The organism is Gordonia sp. Z-3 (genome assembly GCF_036233855.1).
Lineage (GTDB): Bacteria > Actinomycetota > Actinomycetes > Mycobacteriales > Mycobacteriaceae > Gordonia > Gordonia tangerina.
The window spans coordinates 116,081-141,983 of sequence record NZ_JAZARS010000002.1; the positions used below are offsets into that span (position 1 = coordinate 116,081).

Annotated in this window: 23 protein-coding genes; 3 read left to right on the plus strand and 20 right to left on the minus strand. The window is 67.1% G+C overall.

All coding sequences use genetic code 11. The features are described 5' to 3' along the window. Window position 1 precedes the first annotated feature (1 nt). Both VX037_RS02510 and VX037_RS02515 read left to right on the plus strand, forming a co-directional pair. Entirely contained in the window at window positions 2-1,513 is a 1,512-nt protein-coding gene (locus VX037_RS02510) for a condensation domain-containing protein (protein WP_266059796.1), read from the plus strand. Then, the gene (locus VX037_RS02515) at window positions 1,494-2,924 is read left to right on the plus strand and encodes a condensation domain-containing protein (RefSeq protein WP_266059797.1); all 1,431 of its coding nucleotides are present in this window, start codon (window positions 1,494-1,496) and stop codon (window positions 2,922-2,924) included. Before VX037_RS02510 ends, VX037_RS02515 begins: the two co-directional genes overlap by 20 nt. Here VX037_RS02515 and VX037_RS02520 read toward each other — a convergent pair. From VX037_RS02520 to VX037_RS02530, 3 genes are all read right to left on the minus strand, one after another. Then, a complete protein-coding gene (locus tag VX037_RS02520) occupies window positions 2,869-3,495 on the minus strand; it encodes a trimeric intracellular cation channel family protein (protein WP_235724725.1) in 627 nt (208 codons plus the stop codon). The genes VX037_RS02515 and VX037_RS02520 overlap by 56 nt on opposite strands. A gap of 134 nt (window positions 3,496-3,629) precedes the next feature. Next, window positions 3,630-3,803 (minus strand): 50S ribosomal protein L32, encoded by a 174-nt coding sequence (gene rpmF, locus VX037_RS02525; protein ID WP_160903017.1) that lies wholly within the window; start codon window positions 3,801-3,803, stop codon window positions 3,630-3,632. Between the two features lie 173 nt (window positions 3,804-3,976). Then, window positions 3,977-4,702 (minus strand): DUF4190 domain-containing protein, encoded by a 726-nt coding sequence (locus VX037_RS02530; protein ID WP_277614781.1) that lies wholly within the window; start codon window positions 4,700-4,702, stop codon window positions 3,977-3,979. 153 nt (window positions 4,703-4,855) lie between these two features. Here VX037_RS02530 and VX037_RS02535 point away from each other — a divergent pair, with 153 nt between their 5' ends. Continuing rightward, window positions 4,856-5,803, plus strand: a complete 948-nt coding sequence (locus VX037_RS02535; protein WP_266059798.1) for an AEC family transporter — start codon at window positions 4,856-4,858, stop codon at window positions 5,801-5,803. A 3-nt stretch (window positions 5,804-5,806) separates the two neighbouring features. On the opposite strand, the gene VX037_RS02540 is transcribed toward VX037_RS02535, so the two are convergent. The 17 genes from VX037_RS02540 to VX037_RS02620 form a co-directional block, all read right to left on the minus strand. Then, window positions 5,807-6,442 (minus strand): DUF1707 SHOCT-like domain-containing protein, encoded by a 636-nt coding sequence (locus VX037_RS02540; protein ID WP_266059799.1) that lies wholly within the window; start codon window positions 6,440-6,442, stop codon window positions 5,807-5,809. 99 nt (window positions 6,443-6,541) lie between these two features. Then, on the minus strand, window positions 6,542-8,539 hold the full coding sequence (locus tag VX037_RS02545; protein ID WP_235724728.1) for a vWA domain-containing protein: 1,998 nt from the start codon (window positions 8,537-8,539) through the stop codon (window positions 6,542-6,544). 73 nt (window positions 8,540-8,612) lie between these two features. Next, window positions 8,613-10,058 carry a sigma 54-interacting transcriptional regulator gene (locus VX037_RS02550; RefSeq protein ID WP_235724729.1) on the minus strand — a complete coding sequence of 482 codons (1,446 nt, stop codon included), beginning with the start codon at window positions 10,056-10,058 and terminating at the stop codon, window positions 8,613-8,615. A 60-nt stretch (window positions 10,059-10,118) separates the two neighbouring features. Beyond that, a complete protein-coding gene (locus VX037_RS02555; RefSeq protein WP_235724730.1) occupies window positions 10,119-10,697 on the minus strand; it encodes a TIGR03086 family protein in 579 nt (192 codons plus the stop codon). Window positions 10,698-10,701: 4 nt separating this feature from the next. After that, window positions 10,702-11,196, minus strand: coding sequence for an SRPBCC family protein (locus VX037_RS02560; RefSeq protein ID WP_235724731.1), 495 nt, complete (start codon window positions 11,194-11,196; stop codon window positions 10,702-10,704). After that, window positions 11,193-11,570 carry an ArsR/SmtB family transcription factor gene (locus VX037_RS02565; RefSeq protein ID WP_235724732.1) on the minus strand — a complete coding sequence of 126 codons (378 nt, stop codon included), beginning with the start codon at window positions 11,568-11,570 and terminating at the stop codon, window positions 11,193-11,195. Before VX037_RS02565 ends, VX037_RS02560 begins: the two co-directional genes overlap by 4 nt. Before the next feature lie 206 nt (window positions 11,571-11,776). After that, window positions 11,777-12,520 carry a sulfite exporter TauE/SafE family protein gene (locus VX037_RS02570; RefSeq protein ID WP_235724733.1) on the minus strand — a complete coding sequence of 248 codons (744 nt, stop codon included), beginning with the start codon at window positions 12,518-12,520 and terminating at the stop codon, window positions 11,777-11,779. Between the two features lie 12 nt (window positions 12,521-12,532). Beyond that, window positions 12,533-14,110: a bifunctional phosphoribosylaminoimidazolecarboxamide formyltransferase/IMP cyclohydrolase gene (gene purH / locus VX037_RS02575; RefSeq protein WP_235724734.1), complete on the minus strand. Its 1,578-nt coding sequence runs from the start codon at window positions 14,108-14,110 to the stop codon at window positions 12,533-12,535. Further along, a complete protein-coding gene (gene purN / locus VX037_RS02580; protein ID WP_235724735.1) occupies window positions 14,107-14,685 on the minus strand; it encodes a phosphoribosylglycinamide formyltransferase in 579 nt (192 codons plus the stop codon). Before purN ends, purH begins: the two co-directional genes overlap by 4 nt. Before the next feature lie 134 nt (window positions 14,686-14,819). Beyond that, a complete protein-coding gene (locus VX037_RS02585) occupies window positions 14,820-16,316 on the minus strand; it encodes a cell division protein PerM (RefSeq protein ID WP_235724736.1) in 1,497 nt (498 codons plus the stop codon). Between the two features lie 180 nt (window positions 16,317-16,496). Beyond that, entirely contained in the window at window positions 16,497-17,579 is a 1,083-nt protein-coding gene (locus tag VX037_RS02590) for a hypothetical protein (RefSeq protein ID WP_235724737.1), read from the minus strand. Window positions 17,580-17,678: 99 nt separating this feature from the next. Continuing rightward, complete coding sequence (locus VX037_RS02595) at window positions 17,679-19,622, minus strand: acetoacetate--CoA ligase (protein ID WP_372475149.1); 1,944 nt, start codon at window positions 19,620-19,622, stop codon at window positions 17,679-17,681. A 32-nt stretch (window positions 19,623-19,654) separates the two neighbouring features. Then, complete coding sequence (locus VX037_RS02600; protein ID WP_235724738.1) at window positions 19,655-21,310, minus strand: AMP-binding protein; 1,656 nt, start codon at window positions 21,308-21,310, stop codon at window positions 19,655-19,657. 32 nt (window positions 21,311-21,342) lie between these two features. Continuing rightward, window positions 21,343-22,209 (minus strand): HpcH/HpaI aldolase/citrate lyase family protein, encoded by an 867-nt coding sequence (locus VX037_RS02605; RefSeq protein WP_235724739.1) that lies wholly within the window; start codon window positions 22,207-22,209, stop codon window positions 21,343-21,345. Beyond that, window positions 22,209-22,709 (minus strand): MaoC family dehydratase, encoded by a 501-nt coding sequence (locus VX037_RS02610; RefSeq protein ID WP_235724740.1) that lies wholly within the window; start codon window positions 22,707-22,709, stop codon window positions 22,209-22,211. The genes VX037_RS02605 and VX037_RS02610 overlap by 1 nt, the downstream gene beginning before the upstream one ends. Then, on the minus strand, window positions 22,706-23,851 hold the full coding sequence (locus tag VX037_RS02615; RefSeq protein WP_266059809.1) for an acyl-CoA dehydrogenase family protein: 1,146 nt from the start codon (window positions 23,849-23,851) through the stop codon (window positions 22,706-22,708). The genes VX037_RS02610 and VX037_RS02615 overlap by 4 nt, the downstream gene beginning before the upstream one ends. Further along, complete coding sequence (locus VX037_RS02620) at window positions 23,851-25,899, minus strand: acetyl/propionyl/methylcrotonyl-CoA carboxylase subunit alpha (protein ID WP_235724742.1); 2,049 nt, start codon at window positions 25,897-25,899, stop codon at window positions 23,851-23,853. Before VX037_RS02620 ends, VX037_RS02615 begins: the two co-directional genes overlap by 1 nt. Window positions 25,900-25,903 lie beyond the last annotated feature (4 nt).

The window sequence follows — 25,903 nt, forward strand, 5'->3', positions numbered from 1 at the left end:
CATGGAGATCACGGCGATGGGTTGGTGGCATCCGCCATCCGGTACCGCTCTGCGCTGGCGACCGACGCGGCACTGTGCGCAGGCGGCCGCGGCCACACCCGCGGGACCCGGTGCGACCACGTTTTTGGCCGAAAACCACGTGCGGAGCGCTCATCTCGCGCGCTCTCGCGGCGACGCCCATCGTGCGTACCTCGGTTCGGGAACCGAGGTGGACGGGGAGCTCGATGCGGCCGCGATGACCCGCGCGCTGCACACCTTCGTTTCCCGCCACCCGATACTGCGTACCTGGTTCGACACCGACGGCAGCACTGTGCGCACCCATGTGGTGGCTCCCGAGGACATCGCGTTCGTCGTCGAAGACCTGGGCCACATCGAGTCCGGCGAGCAGTTCTCCGATCACCTCCGCCAACGTTTCGAATCCGAGGCCGTCAGCGACAGCTTTCCCGGTTTCGCATTCGGGGTGATCAGCCGGCCGGGCGGATTCGCGATCTTCCTGGGGTGCGACCACGCATTGAGCGACGGCGCCTCGCAGGCACTGGCACTCTCCGAGATCATCGAACTGTACGCGGCATCTGTGGGAGTCGATGCCGAGCCCTGCCCGGCCGCCCCGGCGGTCGACGGACACGGCGATTACGCTGTGATCGAGCATGAGCTCGCTGCTCAGTGCGCGGCAGGTACCGACGAGACCACCGAGTGGAGGGAGACGTTCATCCGCAACGGTTTGCGCATGCCGGGTTTCCCGCTGGACCTCGGCCTGGCCCCGGGTGAGACCGCGCCGGTCCGGCCGTTGGAGATGACCATGCTCGACCGCGACGGGATCGCCGCTTTCGACTCGGCGTGCAGGTCGGCCGGCGGCAGCGTGGTGTCCGGCATCTACGCCGCGCTGGCGATCACCGGCCGCGAGTTGGCCGGCCTCACCACCTACTACGGGATGACCGTGCTCAACACCCGGGCGATGCTGCCGCGCTTCGCGACATCACAGGGATGGTTCTGTTCCTTCGCACCGGTCGAGATCGACACCACCGGCGCGACCCGGTTCTCCGACCTCATGGCTGCCTCGCGCGCCGCACAGCAGCGGGCCAAACGCCTTGCGATGGTGCCGGTCCAATCCGTGCTCGCGGAGATGATATCGGCCGGAGCATCCATGGATGCGGTGGTTTCGGCGCCGAACCTGCTGTCCTACATAGATTTCCGGAAGTTCCCGGCGGACGGCACGCCCGCCTACGATCGGGGCGTCATCTTCACCGGTGAGGGGCGGACCGCGAACGCCTCGACGTGGATCAACCGGGATCACGATCGGCTGTACCTGGGCAGCCAGACCCCGGACACCCGGTTTGCCCAAGCACAGGTCAATCGCTACTACGCGCACCTGTGCGCCGTCGTCGCGGCCGTGGCCGCAGACGGAGACCATGTCATCACCTCGCCGCCGGCCCCTGCCCGCATCCCCATCCACGACCATGATCTCCCGACAGCAGTATCCCAGGAGCGCGCACTTGCACGTCACCACCATTGACCGCTTCCAGCCGGACCCGGGCGAGCTGCTGATCTGGTCGGTGGACTCGTCCGAGGCGAAGCCCGAACGTTCCCGGATACCCCCGTCTTTCAACCAGAGCGTCCACCTCGCCGGGGCCGAGGACCACAGCACGTGGCTGGCCGCCTCCTTCCGGGTCGACGGCGCAATCGATCGACGCGCCCTCGGCCTCGCCTACCACGCACTGATCGCCCGTCACGGGACACTGCACAGCGCGTTCACGAAGTGCGGCGACGGCATCGTGCGCGAGGAGTTCGATCCGCATGCGCTCAGACTCGAGGTCGCCCCGGGCGTCCGGGCCGCCTCCGACACCGCGATGCAGCAGATCCTCTGGGCAGCACTGGACGCCGCCTGCCACCCGTTTGGCTTTCCCGCCTACCTGCTGGGCGCCATCGACCGGCCCGAGAGTTCGACGATTCTCTGCGGGTTCGACCACTCACACGTGGACGCCTACTCGATGTCGATCATCGTCAACGACCTGCACCACCTCTATCACCGATTTCGACACACTCGCAACCACGTTGCTGCCGAAGATCTCCCGATGATCGGGAGCTACGTCGACTACTGTGCCGCCGAGGCCGAGATGACCGAGATCAGTGCCTCGGATCCGAGACTACTGGCGTGGCTGCGATTCTTTGACGAGCACGACGGTCATCCCCCGACGTTCCCGCTCGACCTCGGTGTCGGTGAAGGTGAGACCGCGCCCCAGGGGGTGGATGTGCGCCGGTTGCTCGACCCGACGCAGACCGAGGAGTTGACGGACTTCTGCCGCCGCAACGGCTCGAGTCTCTACGGGGGCGTGCTGTCTGCGATGGCGCAGGCTGTCCATCGTCTCGGCGGGGGCCCGCAGTTGGCGCTGTTGTTCCCGATGCACACGCGCCGCGGTGAGCCCTGGCGCAATGCCGTCGGCTGGTTCACCACCAACGCACCGATCCGCGTGGTCGGCACCGGAGATCTCGGTACGGGCGCCCAGCGCACCGGTCCCGAGTTGCGTCGCGCGGTACGACTCGGCGGCGTCCCCATTGCGCAGGTGATCGCGGCACTCGGCGGGTTCACACCGGTCCGCAACGACATCTTCATGGTCTCCTACGTCGATTACCGCGGTCTGCCGGGAGCCGACCTACACGACGAGATCGACGCGCACCACATCTCCAATGTCACCACCGCCGACGATGCACAGTTCTGGATATCCCGGACCAACCACGGGCTGGCCATCCGGAGCCGGTTCCCCGACACCGCGGCGGGCCGCGCCTCGGTGGGCGGGTTCCTCGACCAGGTGGACAGCATCCTGTCGTCCGCGACGCGCGCCGCTGGGCAGGTCGCGTTGGTCACGCCCCTCAACGGCGGCGGCGCCGCCCGGCCGGCGCCGTCGGAAGGCGCCACCCGAAGATGAGGCCCGCAATGCGCAAGCCGGTCGCCACGATCGTGCCGGCGACAAGCCAGATCCACATCGGCACCGATGTGTACCCACCACCGACAGCGACGACCGCCGCACCCAGTAGGGCGGGGACTGCATAGAGGTCGGCGGGTTGCAGCAGCAATGGGATCTCGTTGGCGAGCACGTCGCGCAGGATTCCACCCCCGACAGCGGTCAGCAGGCCGACCAGCGTGGCGGCGAAGGCACTGACCTGTTGATCGACTGCGATCGCCGCGCCGCTGGTCGCGAAGACGCCCATGCCGACGGCATCGAAGAGCAGGACGCTTCTGCGCAGCTGCGCGAACGCCGGATGAAAGAAGAAGACGAGGACGCTGGTGGCCGCAGCGATCACGATCGGCGGCCAGTTCTGCAGGGACGACGGTGGGGTGATCCCCAATACGACGTCGCGCAGGATCCCGCCGCCTACGCCGGTGAGGGCGCCGACGGTGACGATCCCCCAGAGGTCGAAGTCCTTGCGAACCCCCAAAAGCGCCCCGGATGCGGCGAACACCGCGATGCCGACGTCGTTCAGAATCTCTTGCAGCATCGGCTCACCGTGATGATCGTTGTCGGCTCGGTGGGTTACCCGGGCACGACGACGACCGCCTCGGAATTCCGAGGCGGTCGTCGATGCAGGTCTATAACGTGCCGCGACTCCCACCGGGAGTCAGCAGACAATGCTCAGCGACGATCCAGGTCGATGACGCCGGCCTTGGCAGCCTTCACCAGCCGACGGGGAATGCGCTGCGCAACGCCGTTCACCTTCACCTCTTGCAAAGCGGGGTTGTCCGCCTTCCACTGCGAACGACGGCTGCGGGTGTTCGCCCGCGACATCCGGCGCTTGGGTACAGCCATTGTTGAGCCCTTCTCCTACGTATGAGTCCGCTGGGGTCCGCCGACATCGGTCGGACCCGCCGATCGGTGTACCCGGTCTGTCACAGCCTTGGCCGGTCAGACGCGGAACACAACCCGATCAGACTACCGGTCGCACACCGTATCCTCCAAAACGCCTCCTCATCAGTGTGATCTCACACCGAGGCGACCGCGCCGATGATCAGTGCCATCAGCACCACGAGCAGGGCCGCCACGACCAGCGCGATCGAGATCCACCCCAGGATGACACCGGCCTTCGCCATGCCCTCGCCTTCCTGGGTCCCCGCCGAACCGGCGATTTCGTCGCGGGCCGAATTGCCGAGGATCACCGCGACCACACCGAGTACCCCCGGACATGCCAGGAACGAACCGATCCCACAGATCAGCGCCGCGATCGCCTTGGCGTTGGTCTGCCGGACCGGTGCGAAACCGCCCGGTGCATACGGCGCCCCGTACGGCGCTGACCCGTAAGGCGCCGCACCGTATGGCGCAGCCCCGTAGTTCTGGGCCCCGTACTGGCCCCCGTACCCCGGTGACCCGTACGGCTGGTCTGGGTACGAGGTGCCGCCGGATTGGGGAGCGCCGTACTGCTGAGCCCCATACTGCTGGCCGCCGTACTGGTGAGCCCCTGACTGCGGCGTCCCGTACGCCTGACCCTCGTACTGCTGACCCCCGTACTGCTGACCCCCGTACTGGGGCGTTCCGTATTGGGGCGTTCCGTACTGCTGGCCCGCGTCCTGTTGGGCCGCGTCCTGTTGACCGCCGAACTGCTGGGAACCGGACGGCTGGCTCCGGGTGTCTTCCGGGTGCGGTCGCCAGTCGTGTTCGGCAGCGTCGGTTTCACCCTCGCGATCGGGTATTCCGTCAGTCGGGTTGCTCATCGGCTGTCCTTCCCCGGGTTTCGCCCGGCGTCGGGGATCGTCGGCGGTCTCGGCCCACGCATACGGGCCGAGGTGGTCGTTCCAATGTAGGGCAGGCCCGGGTCAATCCGCGGCCGCCCACGTCGGCGACATGGTGCCCAATACACTCGACCGGTGTCTGGCGTGGTCTCGGGTTTCACCGTCATCTTCATCGTGGTGGGTGTCGGTTACCTGCTCGGCCGCACCAGGGTGCTCGGCGACGGCGCCCACGAGGTCCTGTCACGACTGGTGTTCTTCGTCTGCACACCGGCGCTGCTGTTTCATTCGCTGGTCACCTCCGACCTGTCGGCGATCTTCTCCACGACGCTGGTCATCGCCGGCGGCAGCGCGGCCGCGATCGGCGTGATCTACGTACTCATCGCTCGTCTGTGGTTCCACCGCGACATACCCGAACTGGCGATCGGAGGGCTCGCGGCGTCCTACGTCAACAGCGTCAACCTGGGCCTTCCCATCGCCATCTTCGTGCTCGACGACGCGTCGTTCATCGCCCCTCTCCTGCTGTTCCAGATCTTGATCTACTCACCGATCGCGTTGATCACTCTCGACCTGACGGTCACCGACCCCGCGCTCGGCCATGCGTCCCGGTCGACCACGATGCGTGACGCCGTCGTCGCCCCGCTCACCAATCCGATCGTGCTCGGTGGCGTCGCTGGGCTCGTCGTGTCGGCATGGGGTGCGCAACCACCTGCTGCGGTACTGGAACCGATGAAGATGTTGGGAAATGCCTCCGTGCCATGTGCCCTGCTGGCCTTCGGCCTGTCGCTCACCGGTGTGGCGGTGTTCAAGAAGGGCGAGAGCCCCCGCCGTGACATCGCGCTGGCCAGCGTGTTGAAGATCGTGGCGATGCCGGTGGTGGTCTACGCCATCGCGCGCTGGGGTTACGGTGAGACGGGACATGAGCTCTTCGCGCAAGTGGTGATCGCAGCATTGCCCACCGCTCAGAACGTGCTGGTGTACGCGACCCGATATCGACGGGCGCAGATCTTGGCTCGCGACACCGCGTTGATCACCACGCTGGGGTCGATCCCGGCGATCGCCGTGATCGCAGCGCTACTGGCCTGACTGTCATCGCCGCGGCTCGCGGTCCTTGCGCTTGACCTCGACCGCTCCCATCAACGCCAGGCCGACGACGCGAACGGTCGGCGCACCGGGCGTACCGGGGCCGGCCGCCCGTCCGCCAAAGCCTCCCATGACCGCCCAACCGTCGACGTCGACCCCCACATCAGGGGGCACTGTGATGTCGATGCCACCCATCAACGCAGTGCAGCGAATCGTCAACATTGGCGCGGTGAACTCGACCTCGCGCAGGTCGATGTCGATGCCACCCATCACCGCGGTCGCCGTGAGGCCGTCGCCGACGGTGGCATGGCCGCGTAATTCGGTGCCCGACATCAGCGCGAATTTGTGTTGTACCGGTCTACGGTCGGCAGACGAGTGGATGTGGGTGACGGTCGTCGCCCCGACGAAGGGCATCGGTACGCCGAGTTGCCCCACCGGCAGATCATCGGTGAGCGCGTCGAGGTCCCCGAATGTCTTGGCCGCCACGGCTTTTCCGGCACGTTCCTCGTACTCGCCCAGAGTCAGACTGCCCCGCTCCATCGCCGCGGACAGAATCCGATGCACCAATTCACGATCGGCATCCGCCGCACGCAGCCGAGCCCGAGCATCATCTGGCGTCGGAGGATCATCAGGAGCGTTCACACCGGTGAGCCTACCGACGATCGCCTCCGGCAACCACCCTGATCTTCGCTGTGCGTCAACGCTTCCGAGGCAGGGAAAACCCTGAGACCCCACCCTGACTCAGCCGCGCCGACCCCGCCGGGCACGCAGGTAGTCGCCGACGACGGCCGCGCCGAGCCCGTCGATGTCGGGGGCCACCACACGACCGCCGATCCGGCGGGCGATCTGATCCATGAAGTGCGCGAGGCCGGGGTCGTCGCCCAGCCGGAAGAAGGTGACCTGCGCACCGAGCCGGGAGACGTGATCGAGCTCGCGAACCGTGAGCGCGATGGTCTGCGGGTGCGGCGGGTAGAAAAAGAACGGTTCACCGCTGGGATCGAGATGCGCGGTGGGCTCGCCGTCGGTGACCACCAGCACCACCGGCTGGGCGTTCGGGAACCGACGCAGATGCCGCTGGGCCAGCAGCAGCGCGTGATGCAGGTTGGTGCCCTGTTCCATCCGCGGTTGCAGGCCGGTCAACTCGGCGATGTCGATCGAACGTGCGTAGCGGCCGAAGGCGATCAGATGCAGCTCATCGCTGCGGAACCTGGTGGATACCAGGTGGTTCAGCGCGATAGCGGTACGCTTCATCGGCGTCCATCGACCCTCCATCTCCATCGAGAACGAGGTGTCCACGAGCAGCACCACCGCGGCCTGGGTGCGGGCCTCGGTCTCGGCGGTCTCCACGTCGCGCACGTCGATTCGGACTCCGCCGCGCGCCATCTCGCCGGCGGCCAGCGTCGGCTCCGCGCTCTCGGAGATAGTGCGAAGCACCGCGTTGGAGACCGTGCGGGTCACATCCCAGGGGTCTGTGTCGCCGAACTCCCACTCGCGCGACGCCCCGGTGGGCTCGCCGAGCGCGCCGCTGCGCCGCGTCTGACGGTCACCCCGACCCGACAGTTGCTCGGCGATGTCGCGGAAGATCGACTGGCCCAGTTGCCGCATGGCCTTCGGGCTCAGCCGCAGCTGCCCATCGGAGGTCCGATCGAAGAACCCCTGCTCCGACAACGCCTTCTCGAGCTCTTGCAGCGTACGGACGTCGACACCGGCCTGCTCGCCGAGCTGACGTTCCAGCGCATCGATGTCGATGTCGTCCATCTGCGCGCCGGCATACTGCTGAGACAGCTGTTCACTCAGGGCTTCCAGTTCGGAGATGTCGCGCAACGCGGCCGCGCCCTCACCGAGGCCAATCGGACGATCACCGGAGAACGATTGGGCGTTGTCCCAGTCCAGACCCGGCCGCGCCTGGCGCAGCGCCGAATCCATCTGGGCCAGTTGGCTCATCAGGTCCGGTGAACCGAATGCCTGCTGAGCCAGCTGGTCGAGTTCGGCACGTTGCTCCGGACTCAGCGAGTTGTAGAACTGTTGCGCTGCCGCCGCTCGCTGCGCCAGCGAGTCGATGAGTTCCTCGGTGTTGCGCGGGTTCTCCGGAAAATACTCGCCGTGCTTGCGCATGAAGTCGTCGAACTTCTCGGTGGTGTCGTCACCGCGGTTGTGCGCGTCGAGGAGCTCGTTGAGGTCGGTGAGCATCTCCGAGATACGTTGGCGGTCTTGTTCGCCGGCACCCTCGAGCGCTTCTTTCATGCCGGCGAACCGCTGATCGAGAAGTTCGCGGCCCAGCAGATCCTTGATCTTGTCGTAGTCCTCGCGCGCCTGCGGGCTACGCCAGTTGTACTCCGAGAGTTCCTCGACGGCTTGCGCGGTCGACGGCGGCAGGCTGCCGATCTGCATCTCGGCGAAACGCGCGTCGTCGTCGAGATCACGCGCGAGTTGCTTGCGCTCCTCCAGAACCGCCCGGTCGAGCAATTCGCGGATCTCGGCGAATGTGCCGTCGAGATTGCGATTCTTGAGCATCTCCTGACGACGACGGTTGACCTGCTCACGCAGCCGGTCCAGTCCACGCATGTCCTGGGTCCCGCGTCGCAGAAACTCGCGCAGGGCACGTTGCGGGGAGGCGCCGGCCATCACGTCGTCACCGATGTCGCGCAGCGCTTCGCGCAGGTCGACCGGCGGTGCGAGTGGGTCCGGACCACCTGTAAAGCGCTGATATCGGGATCGGTGCGAGGTTCTCCGGGCCATGCGGTGCCCCTTACTTCTGTTGCAGCGACTTATTTCTGTTGCAGCGAGGGTATGGACGGGTTCGCACACCCGTTCAGCCGTAGATCGTCTGGCCGCTCTCGTCGGCTTCCTTGCCGATGCGTCGGGCCAGGTAGAGACCTTCGAGGGCGAGCTCGACGGCACTGGCGCGTTCTCCCTCGGCCTCGGCATCGAGGCGTTGCGCGATCTGGTCGAGGACATCGGCGGTGCTATCGGGATCCGGGATGGAGTCGAGGAGATCATGCGCGGTCACCCGGTCTCCGGTGACCACGGGCTCACCGTCCTCCAGGGCAGTCACCAGCGACGCCATGTCGATCCCGCCGAGGTGGGCGCGAACGGTGTCGGCCACCGACTTGCGCATCAGATGCTCGAGGATCTCGAGTTCGCGACCTTCCTCGCCCGACTCGAACTCGATCTTGCCGCGAAGCACCTCGACCACCGACTCGAGGTCCACCACACGCGCCACCGCGACGTCTTCACCGGTGACCGTCGCGCGATGCAGGGCGGCGGCGGCCACCGTCTCGGCGCCCGCGATGGAGAATCGGGCCGACACCCCGGACCGCTGATCGATCGAGGGGTGATCGCGCGCATACCGGGTGAATCGCGCCAGGATCTCGGTGATGAAGGTCGGCACCGTCGCGGTCAGATCGGCCTCCTGCTCGATGACCGCGATCTCGTCGTCGAGCTCCAACGGGTAGTGCGTACGGATCTCCGCCCCGAACCGGTCCTTGAGTGGGGTGATGATGCGACCGCGGTTGGTGTAGTCCTCGGGGTTGGCGCTGGCCATCACCATGACGTCGAGGGGCAGGCGCAGCGTGTAGCCGCGCACCTGGATGTCGCGCTCCTCCATCACGTTCAGCATCGACACCTGGATGCGTTCGGCGAGGTCGGGCAGCTCGTTGATGGCGACGATTCCGCGGTGCGCACGCGGGATGAGCCCGAAGTGGATGGTCTCCGGGTCCCCGAGACTGCGGCCCTCGGCGACCTTCATCGGATCGATGTCACCGACGAGGTCGGCCACCGAGGTATCCGGTGTTGCCAGCTTCTCGCTGTAGCGCTGGCTGCGGTGACGCCACTCGATCGGCAGGTCGTCGAGCAGGTTGGCCGCTTTGCGGATCGACGCCGGGGTGATCGGCTCGTAGGGATGTTCACCCAGATCGGAACCGGCGATCACCGGGGTCCATTCGTCGAGCAGGCCGACCAGGGTACGTAGGATGCGCGTCTTGCCCTGCCCGCGTTCGCCGAGCATCACGACATCGTGGCCGGCGATCAGCGCGCGCTCGAGTTGCGGGATGACCGTCGCCTCGAATCCGACGATGCCGGGCCACGGATCGCGGCCCTCGCGCAGCGCGGTCAGCAGGTTGTTGCGGATCTCGTCGCGCACATCACGCTCAACGTGGCCGCTGGCGCGCAGTTCACCGACGGTGCGGGGCGACGGGTGGCGGGTCTCGGTGGTCTGGGAGGCGTGGGTGGTGAAGTTCTCCTCTGGCACCTTGTCCACGGTACTCCGGTGACCGCGAAGTGCACGGGCGGTTGTCGGAGGCCCCGACCGGGCGAGGACTCAGCAAACGGGCTGCCAGGCGGGATCGCGACCGATGAAACCGATCAGCCGGGTGACCGCATCGGCATCGGCGGCCACGGGCACGGCCGGTCCGTACTGCCCGGACGAGCGCAGCAGGTCCTCAATACCCGACATGCCGTCGAGCAGACTCTGGGCAAAGTCGGGATCGAGACCTGCGCCGCGGCCGGCTGCGGCCGCCAGATCCCAGGTGTGCATGTACACGTCGGCGGTGTAGAACCGGTCCACGGCATCGGCCAGACGGTGCTCGCCTGCCATCGGGTGGGTGAACGTGTCCTCGGCCGACGGGCCGCCGAGCAAGGCCTGTACCACGGCGGCGTGTGCCCGCCATGCGGAGACCGGATCATCGGCGACGGCCGGCCCCGTCGGCAGCGTCACTCCACCGCCGGCGAGGAAGCCGGGCAACCACTCGACAAGGTGGGTGACGACGTCACGCGCCACCCACCCCTCCACCGGCGCTGGGGAGTCCCAATCCGACACGGCAGCAACCTGTTCGGCAAACCCTTCAGCGACGACGCGATGACGGTCCGCCGGCGCCAGCGCGACGATCGACTCGGCCATCAGCTCAGATCTCGCCCGCGCCGAGGAGCTTGTCGAGTGCGGCATAACCCTCGTTGACTCCGACCTCCATGCCGGAGGCCAGCCAGCCGTCGCGCGCCTCGAAGCTGTCGCACAACGACTGTGCGTGCAGCCGGGTGCTTCCATCGCCGAGGTCCTCGAACCACAACGTCTCCAGTGCCACCTGGTCGGGCATGCCCTCGAAGGTAAAGGTCTGCACGATTTTGTCGTCGGAGACGGTGTGGAAGCATCCGCGGAAACCGAATTCTTCACCGTCCCTGGAGGATACGTACCGCCAGCTACCACCGTCGCGGACGTCCCAGTCGATGATGCGGCTCCCGATGGAGTCCGGGCCCACCCACCGGACGAACAACGCCGGATCGGTGTGCGCTTTCATCAACTGGGCGGGCGTGCCGCGGAAGTCGCGGGTGATCCGGATGATCGGGACCTTCGGGTCGGCTTCGATGGCCGCCTCGCTGTACCGGCTCTGCACTGCACTCATGACGCCTTTCCTCTCTTTCGGGGTTTCTCGTCCTCGCGACGGTGCGCCGCGGGTCCGTCGTTCATCTCCACGAGCAGGTCATCGAGACGCTGATAGCGCTCTTCGGCCTGCCTGCGGTATCGCTCGATCCACTTGGTCATGAGGTCGAACACCTCCGCTTCCAGGTGGACCGGACGGGTTTGCGCCTCCCGGCCACGGCTCACCAGCCCGGCGTCCGCCAGCACCTTGAGGTGCTTGGACACCGCCTGGATGCTGACGTCGTAGGGTTCGGCGAGCTGACTGACCGTCGCATCGGAGACCGCCAGCCGCGCGACCATGTCGCGTCGTGTCGGGTCCGCGAGCGCGGCGAACACCTTGGACAACTCGTCTGCCACGCGCCCTCCTCAACCATCCGGTTGAATAAGACTGTGCGCCGAATCGAGGGTTTTGTCAACCTCTTGGTTGAATACGAGGGCAGTGTCTGTGGGCGGGCAGGTCCGTTTTCTGCGCGCGGGTTGTTGTGGGTCGCGCATGTGGTCGCGGTCCGCGTAAACCGAGCCGACCCGCGCGCACCGAGTCGGCCCGCGCAATCACTTGGTGATCAGCCGAGCGCCAACCAGACCGCGAGTCCCAATCCACCGAGTCCGACGACGATGCGCAGCGGCTCGGCCGGAAGACGTTTGACCACCGGCGGCCCGCACCAGCCACCGGCCAGGCAGCCGATCGCCATCGCCAGGGCCGCAGTCCAATGCACCGGTCCGAAGAGCATGAAGCCCACCGCCGCCACGGTGTTCGCGATACCCAGGAACAGCGACTTCGACAGCGTCGCACGCCACAACGGTTCGCTGGTCAGGACCAGCATCAGAGCGAGCACCATGATGCCGGCGCCCGCACCGAAATACCCGCCATACACCGAGATCACCACCAACCCGAACATCCACACGCCCGGCCGGTCCTGGTGACGAGTGGCCCAGCGACGCAGCATCGGCTGCGTCAGCAACGCCACCGCGGCCAGCGCCACCAGGAACGGCACGATCGCCTCGAAGGCGTCGGCCGGGGTGAGCAGCAAGGTCACCGCGCCGATCGCGCCGCCGACCAGAGACGCCACGGCACCACCGATCAGGCGACGGCGGTCACCGTCGAGCAGCACCCGCCCGGACTGCGCAGTACTGCCGATCCCGACGGCGACGAGCGACACCGTGTTGGTGACGTTGGCCGAGATCGGGCTGAGCCCGACAGCAAGCAGCGCAGGGTAACTCACCACCGACGCGAGACCGGTGATGTAACCGATCAGACCCGCCCCGAATCCAGCGGCGATCAGGAAGACGACGTCGACCGGACTCACCGGTCGGCGAACTCAGTGCGCGAAATGGCGTGCACCCGTGAGATACAGGGTGACACCGGCCTCCGATGCCGCCTCGATCACCTCGTTGTCGCGGATCGAGCCACCGGGCTGGACCACGGCCCGCACCCCGCCGTTGAGCAGGACCTGCAAACCGTCCGGGAACGGGAAGAACGCGTCGGAGGCCGCGACACTGCCGGATGCGCGCTCGCCGGCGCGGTTGACGGCGAGATGTGCGGAGTCGACCCGGTTCACCTGGCCCATACCCACGCCCACCGACGCGCCGTCGTGCGCAAGCAAGATCGCGTTCGATTTGACCGAACGGCATGCACGCCAAGCGAACAGCAGGTCGGCGAGCGTGTCCGGGTCGGCGGGTGCGCCGGCCGCGAGGGTCCAGTTCGCCGGATCGTCGCCCTCGGCGTCGAGCACATCGCGCTGCTGCATCAGCAGTCCACCGGAGATGGGTCGGGTCTCGACGCCGGCGCGATCCGGCGCCGCGGCGGTGAGCACGCGAATGTTTTTCTTGCGCGTCAGCACCGAGAGGGCACCGTCGGCGAACCCGGGGGCGATGATGACCTCGGTGAAGATCTCGGCAACCTGCTCGGCCATCTCCACCGTGATCTCGCGGTTGGCGGCGATCACCCCGCCGTAGGCGCTTACCGGGTCGCATGCGTGGGCCTTGCGATGCGCTTGCGCGATGTCGGCGCCCACGGCGATGCCACAGGGGTTGGCGTGCTTGATGATCGCCACGGCTGGAGCATCGAAGTCGTGCGCGCTACGCCATGCGGCGTCGGCGTCGGTGTAGTTGTTGTAACTCATCTCCTTGCCGTGCAACTGCTCCGCAGACGCCAGGCCGCCACCGGCTCCGGCGACGTAGAGCGCCGCAGCCTGATGCGGGTTCTCGCCGTAGCGCAACACGGCCGACCGATTCCAGGTCGCGCCGACCCAGTCGGGGAAGGTCGACGAATCGGCGGGCGGTGCCACCACACTCGACATCCAGGACGCGACCGCGACATCGTAGTCCGCAGTGTGGCGAAATGCCTGTGCCGCCAACTGACGACGCTGGGCGAGATCGAACCCGCCGGCACTGACGGCGTCGCGGACCCGGCCGTAATCCGCGGGGTCGACGACAACGGCCACCGACGGGTGATTCTTCGCGGCCCCGCGCACCATCGACGGGCCGCCGATGTCGATCTGCTCGACGCACTCGTCCGGCGTGGCACCCGAGGCGACCGTCTCGGTAAACGGATAGAGATTGACGACGACGAGATCGAATGCCGCGACACCGAGTTCGGCCAGCTGCTCGACGTGGGTGTTCTTGCGGGTGTCGGCCAGGATTCCCGCGTGCACCTTGGGGTGCAGCGTCTTCACGCGTCCGTCGAGACACTCCGGAAAACCGGTCAGCGCCGACACCTCGGTCACCGGCACACCCGCGTCGGCGATCTTCTTGGCCGTCGAACCGGTGGACACGATTTCGACGTCGGCCGCATGCAGGACGGTGGCGAGTTCGTCGAGGCCACTCTTGTCGTAAACGCTGACCAGCGCGCGACGGATAGGCCGGCGGGTGTCGTCGGCGGGGCTCTGTGTGTTCACGGGATGTCGGCCTTTCGTCCGTCGATCACTACACCTTTGGTGACGAGCTTCGTCACCACGTCGGCGAGCAACTCACGCTCTACCGATTTGATCCGTTCATGCAGGGTGGCCTCGGTGTCGTCGGAACGGACGGCGACCGGCTGCTGCGCCAGGATGGGGCCGGTATCGACACCTGCATCCACCAAATGCACCGTGGTACCGGTGACCTTCACGCCGTGCGCCAATGCGTCGGCCACACCGTGGGCGCCGGGAAACGAGGGCAGCAGTGCGGGATGCGAATTCACGATCCGTCCGCCGAAGCGGGACAGGAAGGTGCTCCCGAGGATCTTCATGAAGCCCGCGGTGACCACCCAAGCCGGCGCGTGGTCGGCCACCTGATCGGTCAGCGCCGAGTCCCAGGCGCCACGATCGGGATGATCGCCGACCCGGCAGTCGATCACCGGGATGCCGTGCCGGCGCGCGATGTCAGCGGCGGGACACTGTCGGTCCACCACGACGGCCACGATCCGGAAGGGTGCCGGCTCGTCGGCGCGGGCGATCAACGCGGCGAGCAACGATCCGGTGCCCGAAGCCATCACGACGATCGGCACACGAGCCTCAGAGGGTACGCGAACTGCGGACTCCGATGGCCCTGCAGCTGCGTTCACACAAGGGAGCCTAGTGGTCGACGCCGATCCGCTGGTCGCCGGGGTTCGCCGCGCGAACGAACTCAGCGAGAGTCGGCCGAGTACTCGTCGGCGAAGTGGGCGTCGGACTCGGAGTCGGCAACCCGATCGCCGCCGACCATGTCATCAGCGGCGTGGTCATCGTCGAAGTACTCATCATCGTCGGCGCCGGAGATCTCATCGGTTCCGACATCGGCGACCTCGAGATCATCGAACCCGAAGTCATCGGAAAAGTACCCGTCGGTGAGGTACTCGTCGGTGAGGTACTCATCATCCGTCAGGTATTCGTCGTCGTAGCCGCCGTCCGGGTCGACGTCGAACTCGTCCATCCCGCCCAACGCGGCCGATCGGCGGGCCTGCCGCGTCGCCGGCAACGCCGCATGGATCACGCCGACCACGAGTCCGACCACCACGAACCAGCCCAGAGTGAACACGCCGGCGGTCGGCACCGTGACCCCGGCCATGCCGAACTCACCGAGTTCACCGCCGGCGAGAGTGCACATGACGACCATCGCGGTTGCCGCCACCGCTCCGGCCAGCGCCACCGAACGCAGATTGGCCATCGGATCGAGGTCGCGACAGCGCAACCCCACCACCACGGCGATCGATGCCGGGACCACGAATCCGAGGACACCCAGGGTGCCGACACCTGCCTCGGGCAATGCCCCGAGCAGTGGCAGTGGTGGGACGGGACCGCCCTGCACATCGACGAGGTCGATGGATGCCGTACCCAAGTGCACATCGGCGCCGACCAACACTGCCGCGGCGCCGACGATCACGTTGGGCAGATACAGCAGCGACAACACGGCCAGTCCAAGGTATCCGTCGAAATCGTTGCCGCCGGCGATGAGGTCGCCCACGGTCTGCCACCGCATCACGAGTCGGACCACCACCACCGCTGCTGCCGCGGTGAGCAGCGCGCACACCCCGGCCGCGCCGTACCGTATCCCCCGCCGCACCGAGGGCGGAACGGCGAGGCGTTCGTAGATGTCGGTGCGATATCGCCAGCCGATGCCGGCCAGCGCAGCACCCCCATGGATGCCGAGGGTGGCGCCGAAGGCGACGAGCGCCGGTGGACTCTGTACCGGCAGCACCGACGTCCCGTCCATGACCACCGCCAACGACAACGCGGTCACGAGCAGCGGTCCACCGATGGCCGAGAACACGATGGCGATCAGTTCGCTCGGTGGACGATGTGGACCGGAGGCCGAACCGGCCATCCGCACGGTGCCCGCGGCGACCAGGAGCGTCGGCAACAAGGGCAGTACGCCGATCGTGACCCCGCTGATGGTCACCGGCACCTGGTGAATCGCCAGCCACATGCTGCCGACGGCGGGACCCAGACCTTCCAGTCCGCTACCTGCGAAGAGCAGCACGGTGAGGGTGACCACCGCGATGGTCAGCATGGTGACCACCGGTACCGCGAACGCCACCACGACGAGCTGACGTGCGGAGCCTTCGCTCACCGCACGCTGCGCACGGTTGTGTTGTCGCATCTGTCGAAGACGCGACGCAAGGCTGTCGGCAGTCGGTGAGGGCATCGGCTACGAGCGTGACACGGCACCGGCCGTGCGCCGAGCTGACGCGCCGCAAGGACCTCAGAAAGCGACAGACGCCTCAGCCGTCGCAGGTCTCGCCGACCCTGTTCGGGCTATCGAAACGACCCGATGCCCCACCGGTGAGGCCGGGGCATCGGGTCATATACGAGCTGACGCTGTCTGTCAGCGGCCGCCGTGCTGTTCGGGGCGGCTGATCTTGGTCGTCGCGTCCGACCCCTCGGCGGCCTGCGGGTAGCCGGCCGACGATCCACCAGCATCGGCGGCTCCTGCGGTGGGTTGGTAAGGGTTGGTCTCCGACGAGGTCCCGGACCCGGGGGTGGGCGTCGACGGGCTCTGCGTGTAGGCCGACGGATCGTAGGTCGGCTGGGCCACTGAGCTCGCGGTGGCCGACGTGCCATACGCGGTGGCCTGGGCATCACCGAAGGCTGTCGTCTGCGGCGCCGGCGTCGGCGTGGCGCCCGTGGGCTGCGCCGCCACCCCGGCGGCGTCCGCGGTGACGTCGTCCGACGCCACCTTCAGGGTCCCGACGACGACGAGCAGCCAGAACAACGCGAGTCCCGCGGTGATGATGCTCAGTGTCAGCTGGGCGTAGTCGACACCCGAGTTGGTGATGATGCCGGCGCCCTGAGAGGACGTGTAGATGACGTCGTAGATCTGCGTGATTGCCGTCGCCACGGCCGCGGCGGCCACCACTGGGGCCACGACCTTGGCCTGGATCTTCGGCAGCAGTGTCAGCAGCGCCAGCATCGCGATGAACACCAGGTAAGGCAGGTAGGAACCGCGGTTCCAGAAACTGACCAACGCGTCGACGGCGGCGACCGCACCGATGGCGATGGCCAGCAGCTGGCCGATGTTGCCCGGCAGGCCCTGTCCGGCCGGCTTCGGCGCGGTGTATCCGTGCTGGCCGTAACCCTGGGGATAGTGCTGGCCGTAGCCCTGCTGGGGATACTGCTGGGTCTGGCCCGCGTACTGCTGGCCGTATCCGGCTTGTCCTTGACCGTAGCCGGGCTGGCCATATCCCTGCCCGTAGCTCTGCCGGCCCGTCCCGGGCTGGCCGTACCCCTGCTGGCCGTACCCCTGCTGAACGGAGCCCGGCTGCGACTGACCAGCTTGCTGACCATATCCGGGAGCGCCGCTCGGCTGACCTTCGGCCGCTCCCTGGCCGTAGTACCCCGGATATCCCTGCTGCCCGTATCCCGGCTGCTGGCCGTGCTGGCCGTACCCGCCGCCTTGCTGGTAGGTCATCGCATCTCCTGCTCGGTCGTCTTCGCCCCCGCGGTGAGCGCGTGTCGCGCCCCACGGTAGTACATGCCCGGGTCGCGGCCTGGTGGCGTGCGCACCCGCTCACCACCGATGAGTTCGACCCTGTTCGGCATACCAGTCGATGAGGCCGTAGTCGTCCACCGACTTCGGATCGATGGCGACCTCGGCGCGGCCGGCGAGGATGCCGGTGACCGGAACCTCGAGCTTCTTGCCGGTGCGCGTGTGTGGGATACCCGGCGCCTCGATCACCTCGTCGGGGACGTGCCGGGGCGACAGCCGCGACCGCACCTCGGATGCGATGCGCCCGCGCAGCGGGTCGTCGAGGGTCGCGCCCGGCACCAGGGTGACGAACAACGGCATCCAGTACTTCCCGTCCGGCCCGTCGACCCCGAGTACGAACGCCTCCGCGATCTCCTCGATGCCCTCGACCACCTCGTAGATGTCGGCCGACCCCATCCGGATGCCGTGGCGGTTCAGGGTGGCGTCGCTGCGACCGTGGATGACCAGCGAGCCGCGGTCGGTGACGGTGACCCAATCGCCGTGACGCCACACCGGACGGTCGGCGGGAGAGTCCCACTCGTGCTCGAAATACGCGCGGCGATACCGCGCCCCGTCCGGATCGTCCCAGAACCGGACCGGCATGGACGGCATCGGTGCGGTGACCACCATCTCCCCCACCTCCCCGACCAACGGCGTGCGGTCGGGAGCCCAACTCTGCAGTGCCACGCCGAGGTAGCGGACCGACAGTTCACCCGCGACCACCGGAACCCCGGTGGAGCCGCCGGCGAAAGCACTGACGACATCGGTGCCGCCGCTGATCGAGGAGATTGGCATGCCTGCCTTGACGTTCTCCTCCACCCAGGTGAACAGGTCGGCGGCCAAGGTCGATCCGGTGCTCCCCAAGATGCGCAACGGCGCGAGATCGTGCTCTTTGCCAGGAACCAAACCCGCCTTGCGGGAGGCCTGCAGCTGCCCCGGGCTGGTGCCGAAGTAGGTGACGCCTTCGGATTCGACGAGCTGCCACAGCCGGTCGGCATCGGGATACAGCGCCGAGCCGGAGTAACAGACGATGCGCGATCCGCACAGCAGTCCGGCGACCTGGAAGTTCCACATCATCCAGCTCAGCGCGGTCTGCCAGAAGAAGACATCGTGTTCGCCCAGATCACCGTGCAGTCCGGCCGCTTTGAGATGCTCGACGACGACCCCGCCGTGCCCGTGCACGATCCCCTTGGGCTTGCCGGTGGTACCGGAACTGAACAGCACCCACAACGGGTGGTCGAACGCCACGGGTTCCGGCTGGAGTCCGGAGCCGTCGGCGGCGCGCGCCGCGTCGAAAGGGATCTGTTCGACGCCGCCTCGCGATGCACTCGTCGAGTCACCGACCACGATGTGCGCCACCAGGTCCGGCAGCAGCCGCGCCAAGGCGTCGCTGTCGGCGACCTTGTCCACGTCCTTGCCGTTGTAGCGGTAGCCGGTCGCACTGACCAGCACCTTGGGTCGCAATTGGGCCAGCCGTCCGGCCGCCCCCTCCGGCGCGTAGTCCTGGCCACATCCCGACCAGATGGCACCCACGTATGCCGCACCGAGGAAGGCGACGACCGCCTCCGGGATATCCGGCAGGTATGCCGCGACCACGTCACCGCGTCCCACACCGAGATCGGTCAGAGTCCGCGCGAACCCGGCGGTGGCATCTGCCAATTCGGACCAGGTGAGTTCGCTGCGTCGCCCATCCTCATCCAGTCCGACGACTGCCGCACCGGGCAGTCCGCGATGCCGCAGCACAGCTGATACATAGTTCAGCTTCACATGCGGAAACCATTGCGAACCAGGCATTGCTGCGTCCGCGAGGACGTCGTCGTCGGTTGCCACCGACGGCGAATCGCCGGCGATGGCCCCGAGATCGTAGAAGTCCCACACCGCCCGCCAGAACGCGGCCGGTTCGTCGACCGACCACTGCCACAACGATGCATAGCCTTCGATCGCCCGATCGGTACGTGAAGTGATGAATCGGGTGAATGCGTCGATCTGGGTCTGGCCGGGCCGCGAGTCCACCGCGGTCACCGACGTCGCTCCGCTACCGATCCGATGCCCAAGATCTCGACGGCTTCCGCACGCATCTCGACCTTGCGCACCTTGCCCGTGACCGTCATCGGGAACTCCTTGACCACATGGACATAGCGCGGGATCTTGTGCCGCGCGATCTTGCCGTCGGCGAACGCACGCAGATCGTCGGCGGTGAAATCTGTTGCCTCGTCACGGAGCCGCACCCACGCCATCAGTTCTTCGCCGTACTTGTCGTCGGGCACACCGATCACCTGGGCATCGAGGATGTCCGGGTGGGTGTAGAGGAATTCCTCGATCTCGCGCGGGTAGATGTTCTCGCCGCCGCGGATCACCATGTCCTTGATCCGTCCGGTGATGCGCACGTAGCCGTTGTCGTCCATCACCGCCAGGTCGCCGGTGTGCATCCATCCCTCCTCATCGAGGGCTTCTGCTGTCTTCTCGGGCTCGTTCCAGTATCCCGTCATCACCGAGTAACCTTTGGTGCAGAACTCGCCGGTCTCACCCCGCTCCACCGTGTCGCCGGTCACCGGGTCGATCACCTTGATCTCCAGGTGCGGTCCCACCCGACCGACGGTACCGACCCGCAGTTCCAGCGGGTCGTCCACACGGGTCTGGGTGGATACCGGCGACGTCTCGGTCATGCCGTAGCAGATCGACACCTCACGCATGTGCATCCGCTCGACGACCTGACGCATCGTGTGCTCGGGACACGGCGATCCGGCCATGATGCCCGTCCGCAGGCTGGACAGATCGAATCGGTGGTCATCGCCGAGTTCGTCGAGCAGCGCGAGCTCGGCGATGAACATCGTGGGCACCCCGTACAGACTGGTGCACCGATACTGCGACACCGCCGCCAGGGTGGCCTGCGGGTCGAAGGCAGGCGCCGGGATCACCATGGCCGCACCATGACTGGTGGCCGCCAGGTTGCCCATCACCATGCCGAAGCAGTGGTAGAAGGGCACCGGCAGGCAGATGCGGTCGGCGTCGGTGTAGTCGAGCAGTTCACCGACCAGATAGCCGTTGTTGCCGATGTTGCGGTGCGTGAGCGTCGCCCCTTTGGGGAAACCCGTTGTACCCGAGGTGTATTGAATGTTGATGGGATCGTCGGGGCCGAGAGACCCGGCGATCTCGGAGAGCCGACCCATCTCGGCGGCAGTGGGTTCGGCGAGGAGTTCGGCCCACTGGGGCGACTCGAAGAGCACCACCTCGCGCACGTCCGGACACCGGGGGCGGGCCTCGGCGAGCATCGACGCGTACGCGGAATCCTTGAACCGCTCTGCGGCGAAGACCACTGAGGTACCCGATTGGGTCAACGCGTACTCGATTTCGTTCTGCCGATAGGCCGGGTTCAGGTTGACCAGGACGGCGCCGATCTCTGCCGCCGCGTACTGGGTCAGCACCCATTCGGCCCGATTGGGTGACCACAGTCCCACCCGGTCGCCGGGATTCACCCCGAGCCGCAGCATCCCTGCGGCGAGGGCATGCACATCGCGGTGGAACTGCGTGTATGTCCACTGCCGTGACGTCGCGGCGTCGACGAGTGCCAGGTTGTCGCCGTACGACTCGACCGTGCGGGCCAGGGTTGCGCCGATTGTCTCCGTGAGCAGGTCGGGGACGCTCTCCCCGTGAGAGTAGGCCGGTTGCGCCATGATGTGCTCCGATTCAGGGTTGTCGCCGCCCGTCAGGCGGAATGTTCCGGGAGGTCGCCAGAAGCTCCGGCCCGGGTCAGCACGGCCTCGGCCTGGCGCAGCACCGGGCCGTCGATCATCTGACCGTCGAGGGTGAACACGCCACCGGCGTGCTCGGTCGAGCCGTCCACCACACGTCGTGCCCAGAGGACCTCGTCGTCGGAGGGCCGGTAGCCCGCGCGGATGTGCTCGACCTGCGACGGATGTATGCATGCCGTTGCCGTGTAGCCGAGGGCGACGGCATCGCGGACCTCCGCGACGAGACCGGACACGTCGTCGATGTCGAGGTGGACGGAGTCGACCGCGAACTTCTGGTGCGCAGCCGCCGCGATGCGCACGGTGGACCGGACCCAGCGCGCGACGTCGCGGTACTGGCCGGCTCGCTCCTCCCCCGGCCCGAACCGACTCGATTTGCCACCGAGCCCGGCCACCAGATCCTCGGCACCCCACATCAGTCCGATGCAATTGACCGCCGCAGCGATCTCATTGACCCTTGTCGCGCCCAGCGGCGTCTCGATGAGCGCCACCGTCTGCAGGGCGGTGTCGATGATGGAGTCGACGTCCTCGGCTTTTGCCTGCATCACCACGCGGTAGTTGGTGTCCAACACCGCAGTCAGATCGCGGCGATAGTCGCCGGTCCCGGCCGGGTTGATCCGAACGATCGTGCGGTCGGGGTCGATCGGGTTGGCCACCAGGGCTTCGCGGGCGGCGACACGACGTTCCGGCGCGACCGCGTCCTCCAGGTCGAGGATCACCACGTCAGCGCGGTCGAGGGCTTTCTGATATCGCTCCGGACGGTCGGCCGGGCAGAAGAGCATTGCCGGTCCGGGTGGTGTCCAGGCGTTCGCGAATTGCATCATCACTCCGTTGGCTGTCGTCGCACCAGCGTGGCCCTTGCGGCGCGCGCAACGACCTCGCCGTGCTGATTGCGTCCGATGTGGGTCAAGTTCACCACGCCCTCACCCGGCCTTGACCTGGATTCCCGTTTACCGGTGCATTCGGTCTCGGCGTACAGTGTGTCGCCGGCGAACAACGGGGCCGGGAAGGCGACCTCACTGAACCCGAGATTGGCCACCAGGGTCCCCTGCGTCAGTTGCGACACCGACAGCCCGACGATGGTCGAGAGCGTGAACATCGAGTTGATCAACCGCTGCCCACCGAAGCCCGGTTGCTCCGCCGACCATGCAGCATCGAGATGCAGGGCCTGGGTGTTCATCGTCAGCGTGGTGAACAGCACGTTGTCGGCTTCGGTCACCGTGCGTCCGGGACGGTGTTCGTAGACGGTACCCTCAGCGAACTCCTCGAACCACAGGCCGCGCTGGATCACGCGGACGCGTTCGGCCGCATCCTGCTCGGTCATGCGAATCCCAACTGCCGCGCGATGAGCATGAGCTGCACCTCGGTGGTGCCCTCCCCGATCTCGAGTATCTTGGAGTCGCGGTAGTGCCGGGCGACGGGGTACTCGTTCATGAAGCCGTAGCCGCCGTGGATCTGCGTCGCCATCCGAGCGTTGTCCATCGCGGCCTCACTGGAGATCATCTTGGCGATGGCCGCCTCCTTCTTGAACGGCTTGCCCGCCAGCATCTTCGCGGCGGCATCGTAGTAGGCGGTGCGGGCCACGTGGGCGCGCGCCTCCATCCGGGCGATGGCGAACGACACCGACTGGTAGTTGCCGATCGGTTTACCGAAGGACTGTCTTTCCTTGGCGTACTTGACGCTTTCGTCGACGCAGCCCTGCGCTGCACCGGTGGCCAGCGCGGCGATCGCGATTCGCCCCTCGTCGAGGATGGACAAGAAGTTGGCGTATCCACGGCCACGTTCGCCGAGCAGGTTCTCGGCCGGAACCCGCGCATCGGCGAAGGTCAGCGGATGGGTGTCGGAGGCATTCCACCCCACTTTGTTGTAAGCGGGTTCGGCGGTGAAGCCCGGGGTGTCCGACGGCACGACGATCGTCGAGATCTCCTTGTGCCCGTTGTCTCTTGTCCCGGTCACCGCGGTGACGGTCACCAGAGAGGTGATGTCGGTACCGGAGTTGGTGATGAACTGTTTGGCACCGTTGATGATCCAGCTGTCCCCGTCGCGCCGTGCGGTGGTCGCGGTGGCACCGGCATCTGACCCGGCACCGGGTTCGGTGAGGCCGAACCCGGCCAGCGCGGCGCCGGAGGTCAGGTCCGGCAGCCACTTCTGCTTCTGCTCTTCGGTGCCGAACTTGTAGATCGGCATGGCGCCGAGGCCGACCCCGGCTTCGAGGGTGATCGCCACCGACTGGTCGACCTTGCCGAGCTCCTCGAGCGCAAGCGCAAGCGCGAAGTAATCGCCGCCCATGCCGCCATACTCCTCGGGAAACGGCAGACCGAACAGTCCCATCTTGCCCATCTGGGACACGACCTCATACGGGAAGCTGTGTTCTTCATCGTGTTTCGCCGCCACCGGCGCCACCACCGACTGCGCGAAGTCGCGCACCGTGTGGATCAGGTCGATGTGGTCCTGGTTGAGTTCCATCAGTTCTCCTTCTGCACGTCTGCGAGCGTCTGGCCGGCAGCGACCTTGTCGCCGACGCGGACCGAGACGGCCACCACACCGTCGATCGGGGCGGTCAAGGTGTGTTCCATCTTCATCGCCTCCACGACGACGACCGGATTTCCGGTTGCGACGACGTCGCCCGCCGTCGCCGGTACCGCGACCACGGTGCCGGGCATCGGACTCAGGATCTCCCCGGCATTGTCGTCGGCCGCCTCGTCGAGCAACGCACGTGCGGGTTCGAGCTGCCAGGTGCCGTGCGGGCCCGACACCCACCACGTGCCGGCGATCTGCACCTTCGACCAGGACTGGCTGACCCCGTCGACGATGAGCCGCCGAGTGCCATCACCGTCGGTGCCGCCGCGGCGAATGCGGCGGTACTCGATATCGGCGCGCCACGGGCCGCGGTCGGCATCCTCGTAGGTGACCTCGGCCCGACCGGACACACCGTCCTCGGTCGCCGTGCTCACCGCGATGGCAACGGTGAAATGCTGCGCACCCCAGGTCAGTCGGGTGGTCACCGGTGCCACGTCGCCGAGTCGCCAGCCCACCGCCGACTGCCATACGTCTGCGCGGTCGCGGGGTCCGATGCGGGCGACGGCCGCCAGCACGAGCGCCTCTGGTTCGGGCTCGGCCACCGCGTAGTCGACGACGAGCCGATCGAGCAGTTCGGTGTCGAGGTCGGCGTTGCGGACCTCGGGTCGGGCGAGGACGAACCGACAGAAGTCGACATTGGTCACCACACCCAGCACCCGGGTGTGTGCAAGCGCCTGATCCAGCCTTTCCAGGGCCTCTTCCCGGTCGCCGCCATGGGCGATGACCTTGGCCAACATCGGGTCATAATCACTGCCGACAATCAGCCCTTCAGCCATCGCCGAATCGACGCGGATACCGCTGCCGGGTGCGGTATCGGGCTGGACCAGGCGGGCGATCGTGCCGCCGGTGGGTAGGAAGCCGTTGGCAGCGTCCTCGGCGTACACGCGTGCCTCGACTGCGTGACCGGTCAGGGTGATGTCGTCCTGGGCCAGGCCCAGCACCTCACCGCGCGCGACGCGAATCTGCTGTTCGACGAGGTCGACGCCGGTGACGAGTTCGGTGACGGGGTGCTCGACCTGCAGGCGGGTGTTCATCTCCATGAAGAAGAACTGGTCGGGGTGGTGGGCGGAGACGATGAACTCGACGGTGCCGGCACCGGAGTAGCCGACGCTGCGGGCGGCGTCGCAGGCCGCCTCACCGATCCGCGCGCGGGTCTGCGCATCGAGCAGCGCCGAGGGCGCCTCCTCGATCACCTTCTGATGGCGGCGCTGCAAAGAGCATTCGCGTTCGCCGAGGTGGATGACGTTGCCGTGGTCGTCGGCAAGGATCTGTACCTCGATGTGACGGGGCGTATCCACGAAGTGTTCGAGGAACAGGCTGTCGTCGCCGAACGCGGAGCCCGCTTCGCGACGCGCGCGTTGCAGCGCCGCGGGCAGGTCTGCGGCGTTCTCGACCCGATGCATGCCTTTACCGCCGCCGCCGGCACTCGGCTTGATCAGCACCGGGAATCCGATGTCGGGTGCGGCGGCGATCAGGTCGTCATCGGACAGGCCGGGTCGCGACAGTCCCGGCACCACCGGGACATCGCGCTCGGTGACCGCGGCGCGCGCGGTGATCTTGTCGCCCATCGTCGCGATCGCCTCGGCCGGAGGTCCGATGAAAATGATCCCGGCATCGTCGAGGACGGCCGCGAATTTCTGGTTCTCCGAAAGGAATCCGTACCCGGGATGCACCGCGTCGGCACCGGTGTCGAGCGCGGCACGCACCACCGCGTCGATGTCGAGGTAGCTCTGTGTGGCGGCGGCGGGGCCCACCCGCACGGCGACGTCGGCCTCTCGGACATGGCGGGCGTCGGCATCGGCGTCGGAGTAGATGGCGATGCTGCGGATACCCATGCGCCGCAGGGTGTCGATGACACGGCAGGCGATCTCGCCACGGTTGGCGATCAGCACACTGCGGATGGGGCGGGCGATGGTGGGGCTGGTCTGGTGCATGGTC